11 protein-coding genes are annotated in these 20506 nt (G+C 45.6%); 7 read left to right on the forward strand and 4 right to left on the reverse strand.

The features are described 5' to 3' along the window. The 4 genes from QUA83_RS19215 to ruvB all read right to left on the reverse strand — a co-directional run bounded on the left by QUA83_RS19215 (position 1) and on the right by ruvB (position 7347). On the reverse strand, positions 1 to 3183 hold the full coding sequence (locus tag QUA83_RS19215; protein WP_333295150.1) for a GAF domain-containing protein: 3183 nt from the start codon (positions 3181 to 3183) through the stop codon (positions 1 to 3). A 596-nt stretch (positions 3184 to 3779) separates the two neighbouring features. Next, positions 3780 to 5534 carry a DNA repair protein RecN gene (gene recN / locus QUA83_RS19220; RefSeq protein ID WP_333295152.1) on the reverse strand — a complete coding sequence of 585 codons (1755 nt, stop codon included), beginning with the start codon at positions 5532 to 5534 and terminating at the stop codon, positions 3780 to 3782. Between the two features lie 148 nt (positions 5535 to 5682). Further along, on the reverse strand, positions 5683 to 6246 hold the full coding sequence (locus QUA83_RS19225) for a Uma2 family endonuclease (RefSeq protein WP_333295154.1): 564 nt from the start codon (positions 6244 to 6246) through the stop codon (positions 5683 to 5685). A 12-nt stretch (positions 6247 to 6258) separates the two neighbouring features. Next, the gene (ruvB, locus tag QUA83_RS19230; RefSeq protein WP_333295155.1) at positions 6259 to 7347 is read right to left on the reverse strand and encodes a Holliday junction branch migration DNA helicase RuvB; all 1089 of its coding nucleotides are present in this window, start codon (positions 7345 to 7347) and stop codon (positions 6259 to 6261) included. A gap of 71 nt (positions 7348 to 7418) precedes the next feature. On the opposite strand from ruvB, the gene QUA83_RS19235 reads away from it, so the two are divergent. From QUA83_RS19235 to QUA83_RS19265, 7 genes are all read left to right on the forward strand, one after another. Next, a complete protein-coding gene (locus QUA83_RS19235; RefSeq protein ID WP_333295156.1) occupies positions 7419 to 7958 on the forward strand; it encodes a hypothetical protein in 540 nt (179 codons plus the stop codon). 181 nt (positions 7959 to 8139) lie between these two features. Further along, positions 8140 to 8991: an ABC transporter permease gene (locus QUA83_RS19240; RefSeq protein ID WP_333295158.1), complete on the forward strand. Its 852-nt coding sequence runs from the start codon at positions 8140 to 8142 to the stop codon at positions 8989 to 8991. Positions 8992 to 9188: 197 nt separating this feature from the next. Next, positions 9189 to 10601 carry an ABC transporter ATP-binding protein gene (locus tag QUA83_RS19245; protein ID WP_333295159.1) on the forward strand — a complete coding sequence of 471 codons (1413 nt, stop codon included), beginning with the start codon at positions 9189 to 9191 and terminating at the stop codon, positions 10599 to 10601. Positions 10602 to 10616: 15 nt separating this feature from the next. Continuing rightward, positions 10617 to 12137 (forward strand): methyltransferase, encoded by a 1521-nt coding sequence (locus tag QUA83_RS19250; protein ID WP_333295161.1) that lies wholly within the window; start codon positions 10617 to 10619, stop codon positions 12135 to 12137. A gap of 53 nt (positions 12138 to 12190) precedes the next feature. After that, a complete protein-coding gene (locus QUA83_RS19255; RefSeq protein WP_333295162.1) occupies positions 12191 to 17548 on the forward strand; it encodes a glycosyltransferase in 5358 nt (1785 codons plus the stop codon). Positions 17549 to 17686: 138 nt separating this feature from the next. Further along, on the forward strand, positions 17687 to 18415 hold the full coding sequence (locus QUA83_RS19260) for a class I SAM-dependent methyltransferase (protein WP_333245035.1): 729 nt from the start codon (positions 17687 to 17689) through the stop codon (positions 18413 to 18415). Positions 18416 to 18552: 137 nt separating this feature from the next. After that, positions 18553 to 19833 (forward strand): glycosyltransferase family 4 protein, encoded by a 1281-nt coding sequence (locus tag QUA83_RS19265; RefSeq protein ID WP_333101594.1) that lies wholly within the window; start codon positions 18553 to 18555, stop codon positions 19831 to 19833. The last annotated feature ends 673 nt before the right edge of the window (positions 19834 to 20506 follow it).

Raw genomic sequence — 20506 nt, forward strand, 5'->3', positions numbered from 1 at the left:
CTATTTTTCTGTGAGATTCCACACACCATCCCAGTTGAGTACGTCTGAAAACCGATGTTGAAATAACATACAGCGATCGACGTGCAATTTAGCTGCCTTGTTTTTTGGGTCAACTTCCAGAACGGCGTTAAATTCGCGTTCAGCGTCTTTAAAGGCTTGCTTGGCTTTTGGTTCTAAGGCTTTCTTAAACTCGCTCAGCAGTTTTTTCACCCGATCGAGTCCCAGGTTTTCAAATTCCTCATCTAACATTTCTGCAACTGTCTCAGAAGCCCGACTTTTAATTTTCGCCTGCAATAGCTGCCTGATCTCTGCCGGTTTCAGCCGCTTGATTTGGGGATTTGATGGTTCTAAGATGTCTGCTTCCAACAGCTTTTTGACTTCGCCTTCTTGCAGGTATTTAATATCGTCTGCTGATAGGGGCTTGATTTTTGCTTGCAGCAGCATTTTGGCTTCGTCTTCCGAGAGGTTTTTGATGCCTTCCAATTTCAGCAGTTGGATTTCTGTCTGCAACAGTACGATGAGTTTGTCTGCTTCGGACAGGTTTTTCGGGTCGTACTCTGACAGCTTTTTCAGTTGATATAACAGGTTTTTGAGTTCGTGTTCCAACTGTTGCTCTAGATTGTAGGACAGTTTCTTAATCTCTGCCTCCGGCATTTCGGCGACATCCTTTAAGATGTTTTTCACCTCACTTTCTGAGAGTCTTTGGGTGACTGGAGCTTTGTAATGTTCGCGCCCCTTGGTGTAATGTTCTATAATTTGTTGCTGTGTTTCGGTTAGTGACTTGCCCACTGGCGAGTATCCCTCGCGGATGCCGACGAGTTCGTAAACGATTACGGGTTCGCTTTTGCCTTTGACAGTAATAAAGTCGAGTTCTCGCACGTACAGCCGATCGGCATAATCTCTGTAAGTATTGTCGCTGATGATCAAGTCGGTGCCGTACTGCTTGCTAGCGCCTTCTAAGCGAGAGGCGAGGTTAACGCCGTCTCCGATCGAAGTCAATTCCATGCGTTTGCTACTACCGATGTTGCCGCTGACAACTTCATCGGAATGTACGCCCATACCGATGCCGATCGGCAATTCGCCATGTGCCATACGCTCTCGATTGAACTGGGCCAGTTTTTCCCGCATTTTCACTGCCGTTTGCATGGCGCACCAAGCATGATCCTCTAGGGGCGCTGGAGAGCCAAAAACTGCCATCAGAGCGTCACCGATGTATTTGTCGAGAGTCCCACCGTACTCGAATACGACATCTACCATCACTTCAAAATATTTATTCAGCATCACTACCACTTCTTCGGCTTGCAATTTTTCCGTAAGTGTGGTATAGCTGCGAATGTCTGAGAACAGCACCGAAACGTTTTTGCGCTTACCGCCCAATCCAGTATCGCCTGAAGCTAACAAAGCTTCGGCTACTTCTGGCGTCATGTAACGGTACATCAAGTTTTTGATTTGCTTGGCGCTGCTAATATCTTCCATGACGACTAACGCGCCGTTGACCTTGTTGGGGTCGGTAGCGTCAGTCATTGAATTAATGGAGAGATTGATACTTTGCCCTTCTCCTTCCAAGGAAAGCAAAACTTGATCCGGGTAATACTGCTGGCGGTCCTTATCGTCTTCGGGAGACAAAGAGGCATCAAACCACTTGGCAAAATCGCCTTTTTCTAACTTAATTAACTCGCGCAAAGATTGACCTTCGGCTAATTCTGCATCGCTGACACCCAGTAATTTTTTCGCACTGGGATTGGTCGCTACTATATTGCCTTTTTTATCTGTAGAAATCACGCCGTTAGTCAAGGCGTGCAGCATATCTTTTTGTCTTTGTTCTTGCTGTTTGACTTCGGCAAACAGTTTGGCGTTTTGCAGCGCCACTCCTGCTTGGATGTTAAACGCCTTCATAAATTCCATGTCGTTGCGATTGAAACTCGCTTTCCACTGTTCGGGGGCGTGAGGCCAATCTTGGGGGTTGTAGGGGGGGAATTCTCCTTGTCTTTTTTTATTAACTAATTGGGTGACGCCAATCAATTTTTTGTCCGAGTTAAATACTGGCATACAAAGCATACTGCAAGTGCGGTAGCCCGACTTTTGATCTACTTCTTTGGAAGTGGCGGCGCGGGGGTCGTCGTACACATCAAAGGGAATCAGCAGCGGTTCGCTAGATTGGGCGACGATGCCTGCAAAACCGGCGGTTCTGGGTATGCGAATTTCTTTCAAGTTGCCGGCCATCGGGATTTTCGTCCACAGTTCGTCTTTCTCTTCGTCGATCAGCCACAGGGTGCTGCGATCGGCGTTCATGAGTTCTTGGGCCTGATCCATCACCCTTTTTAGGGTATCTTCTAAGTCTAAACTGCTCTGAGAAAGAGCGTTGACGGCATTCATCAGCGCCGTGGCTGCCCGTTGTCTTTGAGTTGCTGCGTAGAAAGATTTGGACGATTCTAGAATTAGGCGAATAGAGGGAGCAAATTCTTTAAAAACTTGTTCGTCTTCTTGAGTAAATCCGTGCCTGTCGATTTGTTCGTCTAAAGTTGGGTATTTTTCGTGGTTTGGTCTTAGTTTATTAATCAGTTGAACAACTGCTACTAACTCTTTTGTGTCTTCATTAATTAGGGGCATTGCCAGCATTGTATAAGTGCGGTAGCCCGTTTTTTCATCAGTTTTTTTTGCGTTAGCTGATCGTTCGTCGTTGTAAAAATCGTAAGGAATATTAACCACTTTTTGGAACGTGGCTACTTCTCCCGCAATGCCCACGTGGGCAGGAAATCGAAGTTCTAAGTTTTTGCCATTTTCGTCTTTAGCGACGATCGCCCAGAGTTCATTTTTTTCGTCGTCTAATAAAAATATCGTGCTGCGATCGGCATTCAGCAATTCCCCTGTTTTGAGGGTAATCGACTGCAACATCTCGTTGAGTATGGCGTCAAATCCCTCGCTCTCCAGGATATTGTCGAGCATTCCCAGGGTTTGATTGACAACCTTAAGTTTGTCTTCTACTTCCTTAACTACTACTGTGAAACTTTGCTTATTTAGAAGGTCGAGAATGCCGGAAAGGTTTCCTTGGCGCGGGATAATTGCACTGCTCCTAATTTCCGGGGGAGAATAATGTTCCTGATGATGATTTTCACCGCCGACAACAGCGACATCAATCACGTTGTCCAGAGAAGAGTAATTGGTGGAAGATGCAGATTTCATAGACCTTTACAGAAGCTTAAGTGTAAGGGTTAGTCTCTAAGCGAAGAGAGTGGGGAAGTGGATTAGTGAGTCACCTGTCGCACAAGACTCAAGTATGTGTGAAAGTATTTCCCAGTTTACAGAACTCCGGCCACAAGGCAAGGGAAATTCAGTTGACCTTGCTGCCCAACGGAGGGAGGGAGAGTAACGAGGCTGTGGGAGTGCTGCAATCTTTTTAGAGATCGCGAATCTTGTTTAAATGGTTTATTAACTGATTTTGACATTGTGCGTGCCTGGTTTAAGTAAGTTCTGCCGATCTTTGAGCCGATCGCCCCCAGAAGAATGCGTACTGGGGGGAGGACTGCTGAAAGAGGGGTGGCCTTGTGGGACTAGCCGCAATTGTGACACTACCAGTTGCTAGTGATGTGTGCCCTTCTCTACACAATTGTGGTTTTTAACTAGAATTTCTCTCTATTTTGCTGCTCTTAGCTTTCATCCCAATAAATTCACGGGGCTTTCAGCTTTTTTTTGTAAAATTTGCGGTTGACATTTTTAGTGTAACCTCCGACTCTGAAAAAACTCCGCCTTTTAACCCCCCGATCGGCTTGAGGGTCTGATCAGGGTTGGGCAGACTGAGTTTGGCGCAATCCGGCGGCTTCGACAAGCAGGGATTCGGCGAAGGCGATCGCTTCTGTTGCTGAGCGGCCACTGGCGAGTTGGGCGAGTTCTTCCCGCCGCTGCTCACTGTTGAGGGCGGCAACTCTGACTACTGTGCGTTCGACAGGTTCGGAGTCGGCTGCGGGTTCGCCGATACTTGGTTCTGCTTCGATCGTCTGTTTGTTGACGCGAAAATGAAAATCAGCCATCGCGGCGATCAGCGGCTGGTGGGTGACGCAGAGAACTTGGTGTTTGTCCGAGAGTTGGTAAAGTTTTTTGGCGATCGCGCCGGCGACTCTCCCGGAGACTCCGGCGTCGATTTCGTCAAAAATCAGCGTACCGGCACTTTCTATTTGGGAAAAACAGGCTTTGATGGCGAGTAGAAAGCGGCTCATTTCTCCCCCGGAGGCGATCGCGCCCAGAGGTTGCAAAGGTTCGCCCGGATTGGGGCTGAAACAAAAGGCGATTTGGTCGGCACCGGTAGCAGTTGGGGTACAAGGCGAGATCTCGACTTGAAATTGCACTTTTTCCATTGCTAACGGCTTAAGTTCTCCTACGAGGTGCGTTTCTAGTTTGAGGGCTGCTTCGCGTCGCAGGGTGGTGAGGTGGCTGCAAGCGTCTTTTAATTGCTCTAAAGCGGTCTGATATGCGAGTTCTAAGGCTTCCATTGACTCGCCTCCTTCTAAAAGTTCATTTAGTTCGTTTTGAATGCTTTGGTAGTAGGCGAGCGCTTCTTTGAGCGGCCCGTATTTGCGGCAAATTTGTTTGAGTTCCCGAATCCGATCTTCTACTTCTTCGAGTCTTTCGGGATCTGCTTCTAATTGTTCGCCGTAGCTGCTAATTTGTCGGCTGGCTTCTGTGGCTTGAGCTAAAGCATCACTGACCATTTCTAGGATTGGTTGCAATTGCACATCGTAAACCGCCATGTCGCTTAAAATTACTTCGGCTTTGCTCAACAAGTCGGCGGCTGATGCGCTGTCGCCATCGTTTTGGTACAGGGCTTGGTGGACTTGGTAACTTTGCTGCTGCAATTCAACGACGTGGCCTAGCCGGATTGATTCGTGTTCTAGGTGTTCAAGTTCGTCGGCGTCTTCGATGTGGGCTTCGCCGAGTTCTCGGACTTGGTATTCTAACAAATCAAGTCTTTGCAGTCGCTGCTGTTCCGACTGACGCCTGCGTTTGAGGGCGGTTTTGGCGCTGTTGGCTGCCAGCCACGCGGAGGTGATGCTCGATCGCGCTTCAGTGAGCTTTTTGCCGCCGTATAAATCGAGCCATTCTCGCTGGAGGGTTTCTTGTCCGAGGTGGACGGTTTGGCCTTGGGCGGTAATTTCGACAAGTCGATCGCGCAGTTGATCCATTAACTGGCGGTTGACGAGAATTCCGTTCAAGCGGGATCTGGTGCGTAGAGCACCGCTTGATGCGTTAATTTCCCGGCTGCAAACGGCTAAATTTCCGTCTATGGGTTCGATTTCTTGCTCGCCCAGCCACAAAGCTGCGGCTTTGTCCAATTCAAAGGTAGCTTCCAATATTGCCCGCGCTGCTCCGGTGCGAATCGATCGGCGATCGACTTTCCCGCCCAAAACTGCATCGATCGCATCTAGGATAATCGATTTACCAGCGCCGGTTTCCCCTGTAAATACGTTCAAACTCGGGCCAAATTCTAGATCCAGGCAGTCAATTAAGGCAAAGTTTTCTATTCGGAGGTATAGCAACATGAGGAATGGGGAATTGTTAATTGTTAATTGTTAATTGGTAATTGCTAATTGCTAATTGCTAATTGCTAATTGGAGGGAGAGCCTGGAAAATTATTGATACCCAATAACAACTGTCAACTGTCAACTGTCAACTGTCAACTGAGTTCTGCTATAGTTTCAACCATCCAAACAAATCTCCTACCGTCAGCCGCAATTCTGCTGCCCAATCTGGAACTGGCAACAATTCTTCTGGTTTGGCTAAAAGTTCCGGTTGCTTTCCAGGGGGATAAATTAAGATTGAGCGCACCATCGGATCGATCAGCCAACCCATTTTAGTGCCGTTTTTCAGACAGTGTAAAATATTCCCAGTTACTTTAGTTTGACTCTGGCCAGGAGACAGAATTTCAATAGTCCAATCAGGGTAAGTTTCAAATACATTAGCAATATCCCCATTTTTATCAACTGGTATTCTTTCCCAAGTAAATACTGTGACATCTGGCACGATCGATCTACCGTCAAAAGTACAGCGCAATTCAGGAAATGCTAGGGCAATCTTTTTCGGTTCCACTATCTCGTTAATTTTTGTGACTAGCTTTCCCTGTAACTTGCTATGTTTTCCTTGTGGCATAGGTTTTTGGATGATTTGACCGTTGATATATTCGCTAGCTGGTTCTGTTTCTGGCAGTTTTAGAAACTCGGACAAAGTTAGTGTTTTTGTTTGTACTTGTACCATTTTTTACTCCTTTTATTCCATAAAACCTAAGTGTTTCCTAGCAGCAATAGTTACCATTCTGCCCCGACTTGTCCGCTGCAAAAATCCGATTTGCATTAAGTATGGTTCGTATACGTCCTCAATGGTTTGAGTGTCTTCTCCTGTGGAAGCTGCGAGGGTTTCTAAGCCCACGGGGCCGCCGTTAAAGTTCTCAATCATTGCTGTCAAAATTCGCCGATCAGTCCAATCCAAACCTAGCGGATCGACGTTGAATAATTCCAGGGCGAGTGAGGCAACTTCGGCATCAATTGGCTTTAAATTTTTGACTTCGCTGTAGTCTCTAACTCGCCGCAGCAAGCGGTTAGCGATGCGGGGGGTTCCGCGCGCTCGGCGGGCAATTTCTGTGGCTCCTTCTGGGGTGATTTGAGTGTCGAGAACTTGGGCGCTTCTTTGGACAATTAGACTAAGTTCGTCTATTTCGTAGTAGCGCAATCTTTGAATCAAGCCGAAGCGATCGCGCAATGGAGATGTCAGCGACCCGACTTTTGTGGTTGCTCCTACTAAGGTAAATGGTTTCAGGGGAATGCTGCGGATTTTGGCGCTTTTGCCTTGACCGATCGTAATATCTAACCGACAGTCTTCCATCGCCGGATAGAGGATTTCTTCTGTAACTTTAGATAAGCGGTGAATTTCGTCGATAAACAGCACGTCGCCTGCTTTGAGGTTGATCAGCAATCCGACAATATCTCGCGGTTTTTCTAAAGCTGGGGCGGTGGTGATTTTGCATTCAACTTCCATTTCTGCTGCTAGAATTAGCGACATTGTGGTTTTTCCCAACCCTGGAGGCCCGTAGAGTAACAGGTGATCCATAGGTTCGCCGCGAGATTTGGCGGCTGCAATTGCGATCGCCAAAACTTCTCTCAAGTCTTTTTGCCCGATGTATTCAGCTAAGCGTTGGGGTCGGATTTTGTCGTCTTGTTTACTGTTGATTTCGTCGGGTAGTTCTTGCGATTCTAGCAAAGATTCCGCCTGGGGTTTGGCGGCTTTTTTGCGACGGGCGGGGGCTATGTCTTCGGGTAGATTTGGGTCGGGGGGCTGTTGTTTGGAGGATATAATAGCCATATTTATCTGCGATCTGGCAGCGGGAATTGTTTACACTTGTTAGCAGAATCTTTAAAATTAATGAGTTCGTTATGAGTATTCCATCTTCTTTATTAGCATCGGAAAGCATAACTTTTGAGGGGGCGATCGAGCTGACTCAATCTTTACTGTCGTTCATTGAGGCTAATCGACTTTTACAAGCCGACATCCAGCAAGCTGTTACATCTCTGGTGAAAACACAGAACGGTGCTAGGGGGTTTTTTGTCACCTATCTAACGGACGATCGACCGGAGGCAGATAACCCGTCACCCGGAGTAGTCGAGGCGCTGCGATCGGCTCCTGAGATCGTAGCAGAACTGCTGGTGAAAAATTTGGCGATGTCGGCGGCAATGGTCGTGCATCATTCGCGCCAGCAAAAGGAGGAAATGGCGGCCGATTCTGCTAGAGTGCAGGAGCGATCGCGCAATTTAATTCAAATGCTGCAAATGCCAGCCTGTCAAACTATAGCGTCGCAAATGCTAGAAAGTTTGCAGAGTGGCAACGGCGAGTATGAAAAATTTTTCCAGCGGTGGGGCTACGACGACGAGCAAAAACTAGCGATCGGTTCGGCAGTTCGATCGGCGATCGGCTAAAATAACCTCCGAAGGAAGGGGAAAGAAGAAAGAAGGAAGAAGCCAAAGCCAGGGTGGCAGATGCTTGATCAAAACGACGGGGCTGTGGAATAATTGCGGTTTAGCAAAAGCTGCACAATTGTAGCTTGAGTTGATTTAGGTGTGAAGGTAGTGAACGAGGGCGAAAAAATTGCAGAGAACTGTGAAAGGAGTTGCCCAAAAGGTCCGAAGGCTGGGCGGCCGGCGGCCGGCAAATACGCCCCGGCGGTGGGCGAAGCTGAATCTGCTGGCAACATTGGTGCGCCGGGACTTGGAAGCTCAATACAAAGGCTCGATTCTGGGCAATTTGTGGCCGCTGCTGAATCAGCTATCGCAATTGGTGATTTACACTTATGTATTCTCGATCGTCCTCAAGGTAAAGCTCAGCCTTGCAGGCTTCCCAGAAAACAGCGACATTACATTTGGAGTCTGGTTGTTTGCAGGTTTGCTGCCTTGGACTGCCTTCACCAGCGGTTTGATCAAGTCGGGAGTATCAGTGGTGGGGCAGCCGAATTTAGTGAAAAAAGTGGTATTTCCTCTCGGTTTGCTGCCCCTAGTGCCGATTTTTACAGCTTTTCTTGAAAGTTCTCTGGGTTTAGCAGCTTTGATCGTGATAGTAGCAGTGTCGTCGCAAAAGCTCAACGCTACTTTATGCTTGCTGCCGCTGGTGTGGGTACCTCAGTTGCTGATAACTGCTGGCTTGGGATATTTGACAGCGGGCTTGACTGTATTTTTGCGAGACATTCCTCAGACATTAGGTGTTATTCTAAATTTTTGGTTTTATTTGACGCCGATCGTCTACCCAGCATCAATCATCCCCCAACAGTGGCGAGCGTGGATATTTTGGCTGAATCCAATGGCCGCCATCTCCGAGGTTTATCGAGACCTCATCCTGCTTGGAGAAGTTAAGCATTGGGGCGAATGGGGTGTCGCCACGCTAATTTCTGCTGCTATATTTTGTGGAGGTTTGGCGGTTTACCGGCGTTTGCGTCCCGCTTTTGCTGACGTGCTGTAAATTTATTTGAGCTCCAAAGTCAATTCTTCAATCTAAAATCCCAATAAAGGTGTTTTTAGGGAGGAATGCAAATCCTCATAAAAATTCAGAGGACGATCGTACTCATTACAAACCTATTTTTCGTTGGAGCGGACATAATATCAATCTAAAATCTAAAATCTAAAATCTAAAATCTAAAATCTAAAATCTAAAATCGGATGACAGAAAATGTAATTTCACTAAAAAATGTTTCCAAATGCTTTAAGCGGTACGATCGTCCAGGAGACCGCTTAAAGGAAATTATTTACCCCAGCAAAAAACTGGCGGACGAATTTTGGGCCCTACACGACATCAATCTGGAAATTCCTCAAGGACAAACTCTGGGAATCGTCGGTCGCAATGGTTCGGGAAAAAGCACTCTCCTGCAAATAATTGTAGGGACGCTGACTCCTACCACAGGAAGCGTAGATGTTAAAGGCCGAGTCTCCGCCTTGTTGGAACTCGGAAGCGGATTTAACCCGGAATTTACCGGGCGACAAAATGTGTTTTTTAACGCTCAGTTACTGGGATTCAATCAAAAAGAAACTGAAGAAAAATTTGACGATATAGCTGCTTTTGCTGATATTGGCGATTTCATTGAACAGCCAGTCAAAACTTATTCTAGCGGTATGTTTGTCAGGCTAGCTTTTGCCGTTGCGACTAGCGTCGAGCCAGATATTTTGGTGGTTGACGAAGCGCTTTCTGTGGGCGACGAAGCTTTTCAACGCAAGTGTTTTGCCCGCTTGCAAAGCATTCAGGAAGGTGGCGGAACAATTTTATTTGTTTCTCACGCTGCTACTTCTGTGGTGCAACTTTGTACCTCGGCGATTTTAATGGATAGCGGTGAATTACTGCTCGCTCACACGCCGAAGGTGGTAATTTCTAAGTATCAAAAGCTGATTTATGCCGATCCGGATCAGGTTCTGGGGTTGAAGTCAGATATTCGAGCTCTGAACCAACTGACAAAACAGGAAAGTCAAGACCACCTTCAGGATGCTAATTTAGAAAGCACAAAGAGGGAAGTTAAACCGGAGCAACATCTCTCTAAACCCAAGGAATATTATGATGAGTTTTACGATCCGGGGATGATACCCTCGAATACGGTAAGGTATCCGTCTCGCGGAGCGGAAATTATCAACCCCCACATCGAGACGCTGAAGGGAAATCTGGTAAATCACTTGATCGGTCGTCAAGATTATATTTATACTTACTCTGTCACTTTCTCCCGGTCAACTTCCAAAGTTAGGTTTGGAATGTTGATTAAAACAATTAGTGGTTTTGAGTTGGCGGGTGCTTCTTTGAAGGCTTCTACTCAGTCAGTTAGGTATGTGGAAGCGGGAACGACAATTGTAGTGAAGTTTCATTTTAAATGTTTGCTGAATCCCGGTGTTTATTTTCTGAATGCTGGGGTTGTGGGAACAGTAGATGGAGATTTAACTTATCTGGATCGCTGTGTTGATGTGGCGATGTTTAGAGTTCAGTCTTGTACTGAGTCCTGCGGTAACGGCATCGTTGACTTGCTGATCGAACCGTGTTTAACTGTTGTTAATGCTGATGCTCTAGTGAAAGAGCAGTCAACAGAGGTTATCTAAAATTCTGTAAAAACAATGAACGATATCAATTTAGATTTAGTCGAAAATCCCGTAATCAAAGCATTTATTCAAGATCAAACTAAGTTTCCCGAAAATTTTAAACTGAATATCTGCGAAGACGATGAAATGTATTTGTTCAGCTTGAACAACGTCAAAGACGATCGCGATCGGGCTTTGGTGCGCTATTATTCGATCGGGCGTCGCATCTTGGATACGGTTAAACAAGTTGTGGACTGGCATTTTGGCAGTTTTGAAAAAGTACCTTCTTTTCTAGATTTTGCCTGCGGTTACGGTCGATTTACCAGGTTTTTGATTCAGGAAATACCACCGGAACGAATTTGGGTTTCTGATATTTATGCTAATGCGGTTAAGTTTCAAACTGAATACTTGGGCGTTAACGGTATTGTCTCAACTGGGAAACCTGAAAATTATTTAATTGACCGCAAGTTTGACTGCATTCTGGCTAATTCTTTTTTCAGCCATATGCCGGAAAGAACTTTTACAAGTTGGTTGCAAAATTTGTACGATTTGTTGACTCCTAACGGCATTTTGATGTTCAGCGTTCACGATGAGTGTTTGCGCGTAGGCAATATAGAAATGCCGGCTAATGGTATATTGTTTAGTCCTCAAAGCGAAAGCCAGTCTTTAGATAAGGAGGAATACGGCACAACTTATGTAACTGAAAAGTTTGTGAGAGAATGTGTCGAGCGAGTTAGCGGAGGCAAAGCTTTTGTTCACCGCATCAAAAAAGGTATATGCAGATTTCAGGATTTGTATGTTGTCACAAATGAGCTAGTTAGAGATTTTTCGGAGTTGAAATTCAATCATCACCCGGAAGGATATATTGATGTTGCTGCTTTTACAAATAAGGAGAATTTGTATCTGGAAGGATGGGTAGCTGATGTGAATCTCGACGGTCGCATTGAGGAACTGCAAGTGCTGGTAAACGGTGAGGTGGTACAGAGGTGCGAGCCTTTTTACGATCGCCCGGATGTGGCTGGATATTTTGAAACTAATGGGGCTTTGCAGTCGGGGTGGAGCTGTTATTTACCCAAAAAAACCGTAGGGTTGCAGGATGTGTTAATAGTCAAAGCAATCAATAACTATGGTTGGGAATGGATTCTGGAAACTTGCACTGTTCAATCACTGGTTAACCAAAGGCAATCGCAGTCTTTATTGGGTTCTACTCAAACAAAACTCAAATTACTTGAGACTCAGTTAGAGTCGGCTAGGATAGAATGGGAGCAAAATCAAAGTAAGTTAATGATTACTCAAACAAAGTTGGAAGAATCTCAAACAAATTTGCAACAAACTCAAACTCAATTAGTTTCAGCTCAAATGCAATTGGAGCAAACTCAAAATCAATTAGTATCTGTGCAAATGCAGTTGGAGAAAACTGAAAATCAACTAATTAATCTCAAGCAAGAACTAGAGCAAGCGAAGTGTCGGGTTTTGGCAATGGAAAGCAGCAAGTTTTGGAAGCTCAGAAGCGCGTGGTTTCAAGTCAGGCGAAAGCTGGGCTTAGCGGGAGATTAGTGAGTAAATTTGGTTGGTGTGGGAATTAGGGCGAGGGAGAAGGGAGATAAATTGTGAGTACAAATGACAGCAAACCGTCGGTTTTTATTGTTACCGGAATGCACCGTTCCGGTACGTCTTTAACAGCTTCTTTGTTTCAGAAAGTCGGGGTTGATATTGGCAAAAAGTTAGTGGGCCCGGCCGACGGAAATGTGAAAGGTCATTTCGAGAATGTTGATTTTGTGGAGTTTCACAAAAGTGTTTTGCGATCGCACGGTATTGATGAACTCGGATGTACGTTTGAAAAAACGATTCCGGTAGCACCAGAATACGTGGAAATCGCCAAAAGGGCGATCGAGCAAAATCAACTTCCTCACAAACATTGGGGTTGGAAAGACCCGCGAACAGCCCTTTTTTGGGATTTTTGGCTGACTTTGCTCCCTGAAGCTAATTTTATCTGTGTTTATCGATCGCCCTGGGAAGTAGTCGATTCCCTTTACCGCCGGGGAACCGATGTCAGCTTGCTGCAAAATCCCGAAATGGCAGTAAAAATGTGGATTCACTACAATCAAAAAGTTTTAGAACTTTACGAACGCTTCCCCCATCGGTGTCTGCTAGCAAACGTTTACCCCATCGGCAACACTCCTGAACTTTTCCTCGATCGAGTCAACGAAAAATTTAATGTTAACTTAGGTGCGATACCGGGCGACAATTTTGAAGAATCTTTATTAGTCAACGATATTGTCAAAAGTCACAGACCGAGTTTAATAGAAAAATATTTTCCCGAAGCATTAGAACTCTATCAACTTTTGGAAACCCAAGCTGGCAATCTTAGCAGCGAATCGAAAGATGCGATCGATCAAGTTATTCATTTCCCAGCATCTCCAGTCTGGCCATTTGAAGATTGGCTAAAAATCCGCTTGCTGGAAAAACAGCAAAAAACCACATCTTCCGAACTCAAACAGTGGCAAGAACAATTTCACCAGGCCCAGGCGAAAGTGTTGGGATTAGAGACAGAATTAGGAGCAACTCAAGTACAGCTTGCAGGCAAAGAATCAAATTTTCAAGAAGCTTTAGCAAAACTCCTCGGATTAGAAACAGAATTAGGACAAACTCAGGTACAGCTTGCCGGCAAAGAATCGCAATTTCAAGAAGCTTTAACCAAAGTCTTAAAATTAGAAGCCGAATTAGGGCAAACCCAGGTACAGCTTTCAGGAAAAGAATCGCAATTTCAAGAAGCGTTAGCGAAACTCCTCGGATTAGAAACAGAATTAGGCCAAACTCAGGTACAGCTTGCCGGCAAAGAATCGCAATTTCAAACAGCTTTAGCGAAAGTATTAGAATTAGAAGCGGAATTAGGGCAAACTCAGGTACAATTTGAAGAGACTGAATTTATATTGCAGCAAAAGTTAGCTGAGTTACTTCAGTTAGAAACAGCACAAAGTCAAAATCAGGAAAGATTAAAGGATACTCAGGAAAAATTAGAACAATCCCGCCAGGAAACTGAAAATTTTCGGGCAGAAATTGCTACAATCAAGTCTTCTCGATGGTGGCAACTGAGAGAAAAATGGTGGGAAGTTCAGCGCAAAATCCGCGACTTGTTCCCTAAATTTATTTTTTCGTTAGATCAACCCACTACTTGGCAAGTTTGTGATTCCAACCTGCTAATTGTGGGCTGGGTTTTTAACCAAAAAAAAGAGACTACAGCAGTTCGCGCCAGAATTAAAGACCAGAGTTTTGCCGGCGTTTACGGCCTAGATAGAAGTGATATAGCGCTAGCACACTCTAATATTCCGGCTGCGAAGAAATCAGGTTTTACCATTGAATTGGAAGCGCCTGCGGGACGGCACGAAGTGCTACTGGAAGCGCAAGATGACCGAGGTAAATGGCATTTGTTGGCAGCTTATCCGTTGTTAGTTTCAACGATTCAAGCATCGTTAGATGTACCTGTGGTATGGGAACAGCGTCAGGGTCAAATTTTGTTTGCAGGTTGGTGCTGCCACCACGATCGCAAAATTGCTAAATTAAGCTTATTGTGCGGCGATTATTCTGTAGAATGCGCCTACGGTTTGCGGCGCAAAGATGTCGGCGAAGTGTTTCCTGACTGGGTTAACAGTTCGGAAAGCGGTTTTGAGGCCCTTGTCGATTTGCCGCCAGGGGAATGGCACGTTTCTCTGCAAGCTGAGTTAGAGACCGGGGAAATTTTGTCTTTTCAAGCGCCTAAAAAATTGACAGTGCGGCGCTACCATATCTGGCAGCGAAGTGCAGATAAATTTGAGGAGTTATCAAGGTTTACAGCCGCAATTCAGCAGCGGGCGAGGGAAAGAAAACAGCGTCTTGGTAGAATTGTGCCCCTGCCCTGGGAAATTGTGAAAGTGCTCCGCCAGTTGGGGAAGATTTATCGGCAGCAAAAACAGTTTACTGCGCCGGGAGATTTACTGCCACCTGCAGGTTTTGTGGTGCCTCAACCCATTGATAGGTATGACGCTTGGCTGGAGGTGAATCAGTGGAACGATCGCGCGCGCGATTATTTGATTTCTCGGTTAAAATCCTGCCGGGAACCCCTGCCAAAAATTTCGGTAGTAATGCCAGTTTACAACCCGCAGATAGATTTTCTCGAAAGTGCGATCGACAGTGTAATCAATCAAGTTTATCCAAACTGGGAACTCTGCATTGCCGACGATTGCAGCACCGATTTAACTGTTGCTGAAAATTTGAAAGGCTGGGTTCAAAAGGACGATCGTATCCGCATCACATTTCGTACAGAAAACGGCAACATCAGCGCTGCAACCAACAGCGCCGCCGCCCTCGCAACAGGCGACATCATCCTGTTTTTAGATAACGACGACGAACTAACTCCCGACGCATTAGGCGAAGTCGCCCTATATTTTGCCGCGCATCCAGACACCGATTTTCTCTACTCAGACGACGACAAAATCGACACCAAAGGTCGCAGATTCGCCCCGCAATTCAAACCGGAATGGTCGCCGGAACTGCTGCTTTCCTATATGTATCTCGGTCATTTGTGCGCCGTAAGAAAACACATTTTTGAAGAAATAGGCGGTTTACGGATAGGTTTTGAAGGCTCCCAAGATTACGATTTTGCCTTGAGAGCCACCGAAATTTCTCGCCACGTCGCGCACCTGCCGCTAGTGCTGTATCACTGGCGAACCGCACCCGGTTCTACAGCCATATCTGGGGCCGCGAAACCCGCCAGTTTTTCCGCAGGTCAAAAAGCCATTCAAGACGCACTAAACCGCCGCAAAATTAACGGCAATGTCGCTCAGCACGCATGGGCGATTAAAGAAAATTTGGGGATATTTGCCCAGGATTTCCCGGATAACGGCCCATCAGTAACGGTAATTATTCCTACTAAAAATCAGCTAAAATTGCTGAAAGCCTGTCTGGATTCTCTAGAAACTACAACCTACAAAAATTATCAAGTTGCCGTCATTGACAACGAAAGCGACGATCCGAAAACTCTGGAATACTTAAAGGAATTAAGTTGCCAAGTTTTGCGGATAAAAAATCCTGGGGGCAAGTTTAGTTTTGCAGCCATTAACAACCGCGCTGCCGAACAAGTTGACAGCGAATATGTGTTGTTTTTGAACAACGATACAGAAGTAATTAACCCGCGCTGGCTGAGTCAAATGGTGGGATACGCTCAAATCGCGGGCGTGGGTGCAGTCGGCGCGAGGCTGTTATATCCCGACGGCAGAATTCAGCACGCAGGCGTAATTCACGGGCTGCATCACGGCTTGGCTGGTCACGCTTTTAAGCTGATGGACAAGAATAATCGAGGCTATCTTTCTCAAGCGATGGTAACGCGAAATTACTCTGCGGTAACAGCCGCTTGCACGATTACTCCGCGTCAATTGTTCTTAGAATTGGGCGGTTTTGATGAGGAGAATTTTGCTGTTGCTTACAATGATGCTGATTACGGATACCGGCTGTTAGAACGCGGTTATCGGTGCGTATATTGTCCTGATGCAGAGTTGTTGCACAAAGAGGGAACTTCTAGGGGTTTTACGGACAATCCTCAAGAAGTTGCGGCTTTTAGGCGCAAGTATGCGGGCAAAAATGACAGTTTTTACAGTCCTCACTTGTCTTTAGAAGATGAGTATTTTCATATTCAACCTCGACGAGTTTTTATCAAGGAAAAAGGTTCGGCAACGGATTTTGTAACGGATTTTGTAACGGATGTAACGGATGTAACCGAGAAGGAAGAACGCAAATTTAGTGATTCTGGTTGGTTGGAAGCAGCCAATGGTTTTGTTAATCGTGTCAAAGTTTTGATGTGCAGCAATTCGCTAGATTTCACGGGTGCACCGCTGCATCAGTACGAAATCGCGGTGAAATTGGCGGCTGAGGGTGTGGTTAAGCCGATCGTACTTTGCGTAACAGACGGGCCCCTGCGTCAAGCTTACCAACAGCAGGGAATTGAAGTAATTGTGCGCGACAATCCTCTCGAACACATCTATCAGCGCGATGCTTATGATGAAGCCATCCGCAGTTTTAGCAAAGAAATTGAAAGTTTAAAAGTAGATGCAATTTATGCCAATACTTTAGAAAACTTTTTTGTAGTTGATGCGGCGAGGCAAGTCGGAATTCCTGTGGTGTGGAACGTGCACGAAAGCGAACCTTGGCAAACTTATTTTAACAGGTTTGGTTCGGAGATTGCGGCGAGAGCTTTAGAGTGTTTTCGCTTTCCTTACAAGGTGATTTTTGTGGCGGATGCCACGCGGGACAGGTATTTGCCTCTCAACAGCCACCACAATTTTACAGTGATTCACAACGGCTTAGATTTGAGCAAATTGGAAAATTCGGAGAATTCTGAATTGGCTAGAAAAAGTTTAGGTGTTGCGGCGGAAGATGTGGTAATTTTGCTGCTGGGAACGGTATGCGAACGTAAAGGCCAGCAGGATTTAGTTAAAGCACTTTCACTTTTGCCTGACAAATGGCACAATAAAATTAGGTGTTTTATTGTGGGCGATCGCCCCAGTATTTACAGCAATAAATTAGCCGATTTGGTGGGGGAATTGCCAGCAGAGTTGGGACAAAGGGTGACAGTAGTCCCGGAAACAGGGGAGACGGGAAAATATTACAAAGCGGCTGATATTTTTGTGTGCACTTCTCGCGTCGAAAGTTTCCCAAGAGTGATTTTGGAGGCGATGGCCTGCGATTTGCCAATTGTTACATCGCCGGTTTTTGGGATTAAAGAACAAGTGCGGCCGGGAATTAATGGTTTGTTTTATACTCCCGATCGCCCGGACGAATTAGTTGCAGCTTTGATTAGTTTATTGGAGGATAAATCTTTGCGGCAGCAGTTAGCTGAAAATGCTAAATATGTCTTGGATTCACTTAATACTTTTGAAGAAATGACTCAAGCTTATGCAGATATTTTCTGCGAAGCATATTTCAGCCGTCATTAGTCATTTTACAGTGCCAGCGTCCCCCCCAGTGAAGGGCAGTAACTCACCTCGTAGACTTTTGGCAGGATTTAATATAATTTGCCAAGAATTGCGGAACATATTGAAAATTGAGCCATCAATACTATAAAATAATCAAAAATGAACGATGATAAAATGACCGATCGCCCAAGAGTAGATTATGAAAGGGCCTGGGACAGTTACGCCCAACAGTGGCAAAAAACTAATGCCGAACTTGCCCATATTGGCGACGAATGGATAGGTAAAGCTGCCGGTGCCGCCAACTCCTTAGCCGAATACGAAGCGCTAATAGAACAGCAATTTATTGCACCGTACATCAAAAAAGAACATACGGTTTTAGAAATTGGTATCGGCGGGGGAAAAACCGGTTCGCTGCTGCTGAAATATTGCGATCGACTAATTTGTGCCGACATTTCCAGTCAAATGCTGCAAGCGGCGCGATCGCGCTTGGGAGACGATCGCGTTTCTTACGTCAAACTCGACGGTTTAACATTAGACGGCATCGCTCCAGGTTCAGCCGATGTCTGCTTTTGTTACGATACAATGGTACACGTAGAGCCGGTAGATATATTCAACTACCTGACTCGAATTCCCAAACTGCTGCGGGGCGATCGAATTTGCGTGTTTCACCACACAAATATTTTTAGCGAATTAGGGTGGCAAAAATTCGCCAGCGAGTGGGACAAAAACTTGCTAGGGCACAGAGACGGCACAGCATTTTCAGTTATGACTGATACAATTATGGAAAAATTTCTCCATCATTTAAACTATGAAATCATCCTGAAAAATACATCTTCAGTACCGCGAGATTGTGTCTGGATCTGCAAAGCACCAACCCCCAATGAATAAAATAAAAGCTTTTTAGCCGCCTCAAAATATTTTATTCCAACTAACAACAGACAACAATCAACAGTCAACAGTCAACAGTCAACAGTCAACAGTCAACAGTCAACAGTCAACAGTCAACAGTCAACAGACAACTGACAATGAAAGCATTATTTCTCCATCCCAACTTCCCCGCCCAATACCGCCACATTATCACGGCTTTAGGCGCAGATCCCAAAAATCAAATTGTTTTCGGCACTAAAAACGAGCGCCCAGAGTGGAACATTCCCGGCGTTCGCAAAGCAGCATTTACCCCCAGCCGGGAACCCCACGCGCAGACTCACCAATACGTCCGCCCTTTAGAAAGTGCCGTCATCTACGGACAAGCCGTATTTAGAATGGCAGAACAACTCAAAGCAGACGGTTTCGTACCTGATATTATCTGCGGACATTCCGGTTGGGGGCCGACATTATTTGTCAAAGAAGCTTTTCCAAATACGCCCCTTCTGTGCTATTTCGAGTGGTTTTATCATGCTATTGGTTCCGACGCAGATTTCGACCCAGCGGAACCTTTAACAGTTGACGATATGGCCAGAATTAGAATCAAAAATGCGCCGATTCTGATCGATTTATATTCTTGCGATTGGGGTTTATCACCAACTTATTGGCAGCGATCGCAATTTCCGCCAGAATTACAACAAAAATTATCCACACTCCACGACGGCGTAGATACCGATTACTTCAAACCAGACCCAGGTGCTAAACTAATTTTGCCTAACTTAGACTTGTCTGGCGTTGATGAAATTGTCACCTACGTATCGCGGGGAATGGAACCTTACCGGGGTTTTCCTGAATTCATTGAGTCGATCGCCTATGTACAAGAACGCCGCCCCAACTGTCACGTCGTAATCGTTGGTTCAGAAAGAGTTTGTTACGGTCGTTCTTTACCCAACGGCGAGTCTTACAAAGACTATATGCTCAAAAAAGTACCCCTAGATTTGTCGCGAGTTCACTTTGTCGGCCCCCTACCTTATGGACTGTATCTAAAAGTAATTCAAGCATCCGACGTACACGTTTATTTGACCAGACCTTTTGTGCTATCTTGGTCGATGATTGAATCTCTATCAACCGGATGTTTAGTAATCGGTTCCGACACAGGGCCAGTCAGAGAAGTTATCCGCGACGGAGAAAACGGTTTGCTAGTCGATTACTTCTCGCCGAAACAAGTAGCCGATCGCATTGATGAAGTTTTAGACCATCCTACCCGCATGGCAGACATTCGCATCAAAGCCCGTCAAACCGCCCTAGAACGCTACAGTTTAGCTAAAATGCTGCCACAACATTTACAACTGATCGAGCAAGTAGCAAATCGTTCCATGCCGCCTACAGTTGGTATGGAACCAGAACGGGAATTAGCAGCATCTTTTGCAGTGAGAATTTAGCAATAAAGTTGGTCAGCACTAAACCCCGTTTCACAAGCTCTCCTGTGCGACTACACCGCACAGGAGGGTTCACCAACTAGACGATAAACATCGGAACATCTGGACGTTTTAGTTTCCCAATTAAATATTTTGATAGCAGTCCGTTAATCCCTTCTAGGCTAGTCGCAAACTAGCTTCGAGATCAATAATTTAGGCGTTGCATAATAGCGGGATGATTTTGATTTTTTGTGTGGGATGGGCGTCCCGCCCGTCCCGTGTATTTTCGGGCGTTGCATAATGGAAGTATGAACTGTCCTAAATGTATCCTAAATGTGAATCCGCCGCAAATAGCAATAGCAAGGGAGCATCTCATATTTGTAAAAACACTTCTTCTCCTTCCTTCCTTCTGCCTCTTTCCTTCTGCCTCCTGCCTCAAAACTCCAATTTCTAGCTTGGCTGCAAAAGTGAGAGACTCCCGAAGGCTTTTATCCCTCTCTTAAGCTGTTGTGCATTAATTTGTATGTTGAGGGCGGGCAGGATGCCCAACCCCTACTCCCCACAAGAGGAAAAATTTATTTGACTATGCAATTTAAATGCGGATTAGCTTACTTCATTACCTGTACTTTAGACTAAATAAAGATGAGAACGGTGGCTTTGAGAAGAACTAAAGCCACCGCGCCGGGAGAGAATAAGG

The organism is Microcoleus sp. K1-B1 (assembly GCF_036704705.1).
In the GTDB taxonomy this organism is placed as follows: Bacteria; Cyanobacteriota; Cyanobacteriia; order Cyanobacteriales; family Microcoleaceae; genus Microcoleus.

Excerpts from the sequence above, each read along its gene's own strand:
- QUA83_RS19235 (WP_333295156.1), top strand. The coding sequence starts at position 7,419 with ATGAGTATTCCATCTTCTTTATTAGCATCGGAAAGCATAACTTTTGAG.
- QUA83_RS19265 (WP_333101594.1), top strand. The coding sequence starts at position 18,553 with ATGAAAGCATTATTTCTCCATCCCAACTTCCCCGCCCAATACCGCCAC.
- QUA83_RS19245 (WP_333295159.1), top strand. The coding sequence starts at position 9,189 with ATGACAGAAAATGTAATTTCACTAAAAAATGTTTCCAAATGCTTTAAG.
- ruvB (WP_333295155.1), bottom strand. The coding sequence starts at position 7,347 with ATGGCTATTATATCCTCCAAACAACAGCCCCCCGACCCAAATCTACCC.
- recN (WP_333295152.1), bottom strand. The coding sequence starts at position 5,534 with ATGTTGCTATACCTCCGAATAGAAAACTTTGCCTTAATTGACTGCCTG.
- QUA83_RS19260 (WP_333245035.1), top strand. The coding sequence starts at position 17,687 with ATGAACGATGATAAAATGACCGATCGCCCAAGAGTAGATTATGAAAGG.
- QUA83_RS19250 (WP_333295161.1), top strand. The coding sequence starts at position 10,617 with ATGAACGATATCAATTTAGATTTAGTCGAAAATCCCGTAATCAAAGCA.
- QUA83_RS19225 (WP_333295154.1), bottom strand. The coding sequence starts at position 6,246 with ATGGTACAAGTACAAACAAAAACACTAACTTTGTCCGAGTTTCTAAAA.
- QUA83_RS19215 (WP_333295150.1), bottom strand. The coding sequence starts at position 3,183 with ATGAAATCTGCATCTTCCACCAATTACTCTTCTCTGGACAACGTGATT.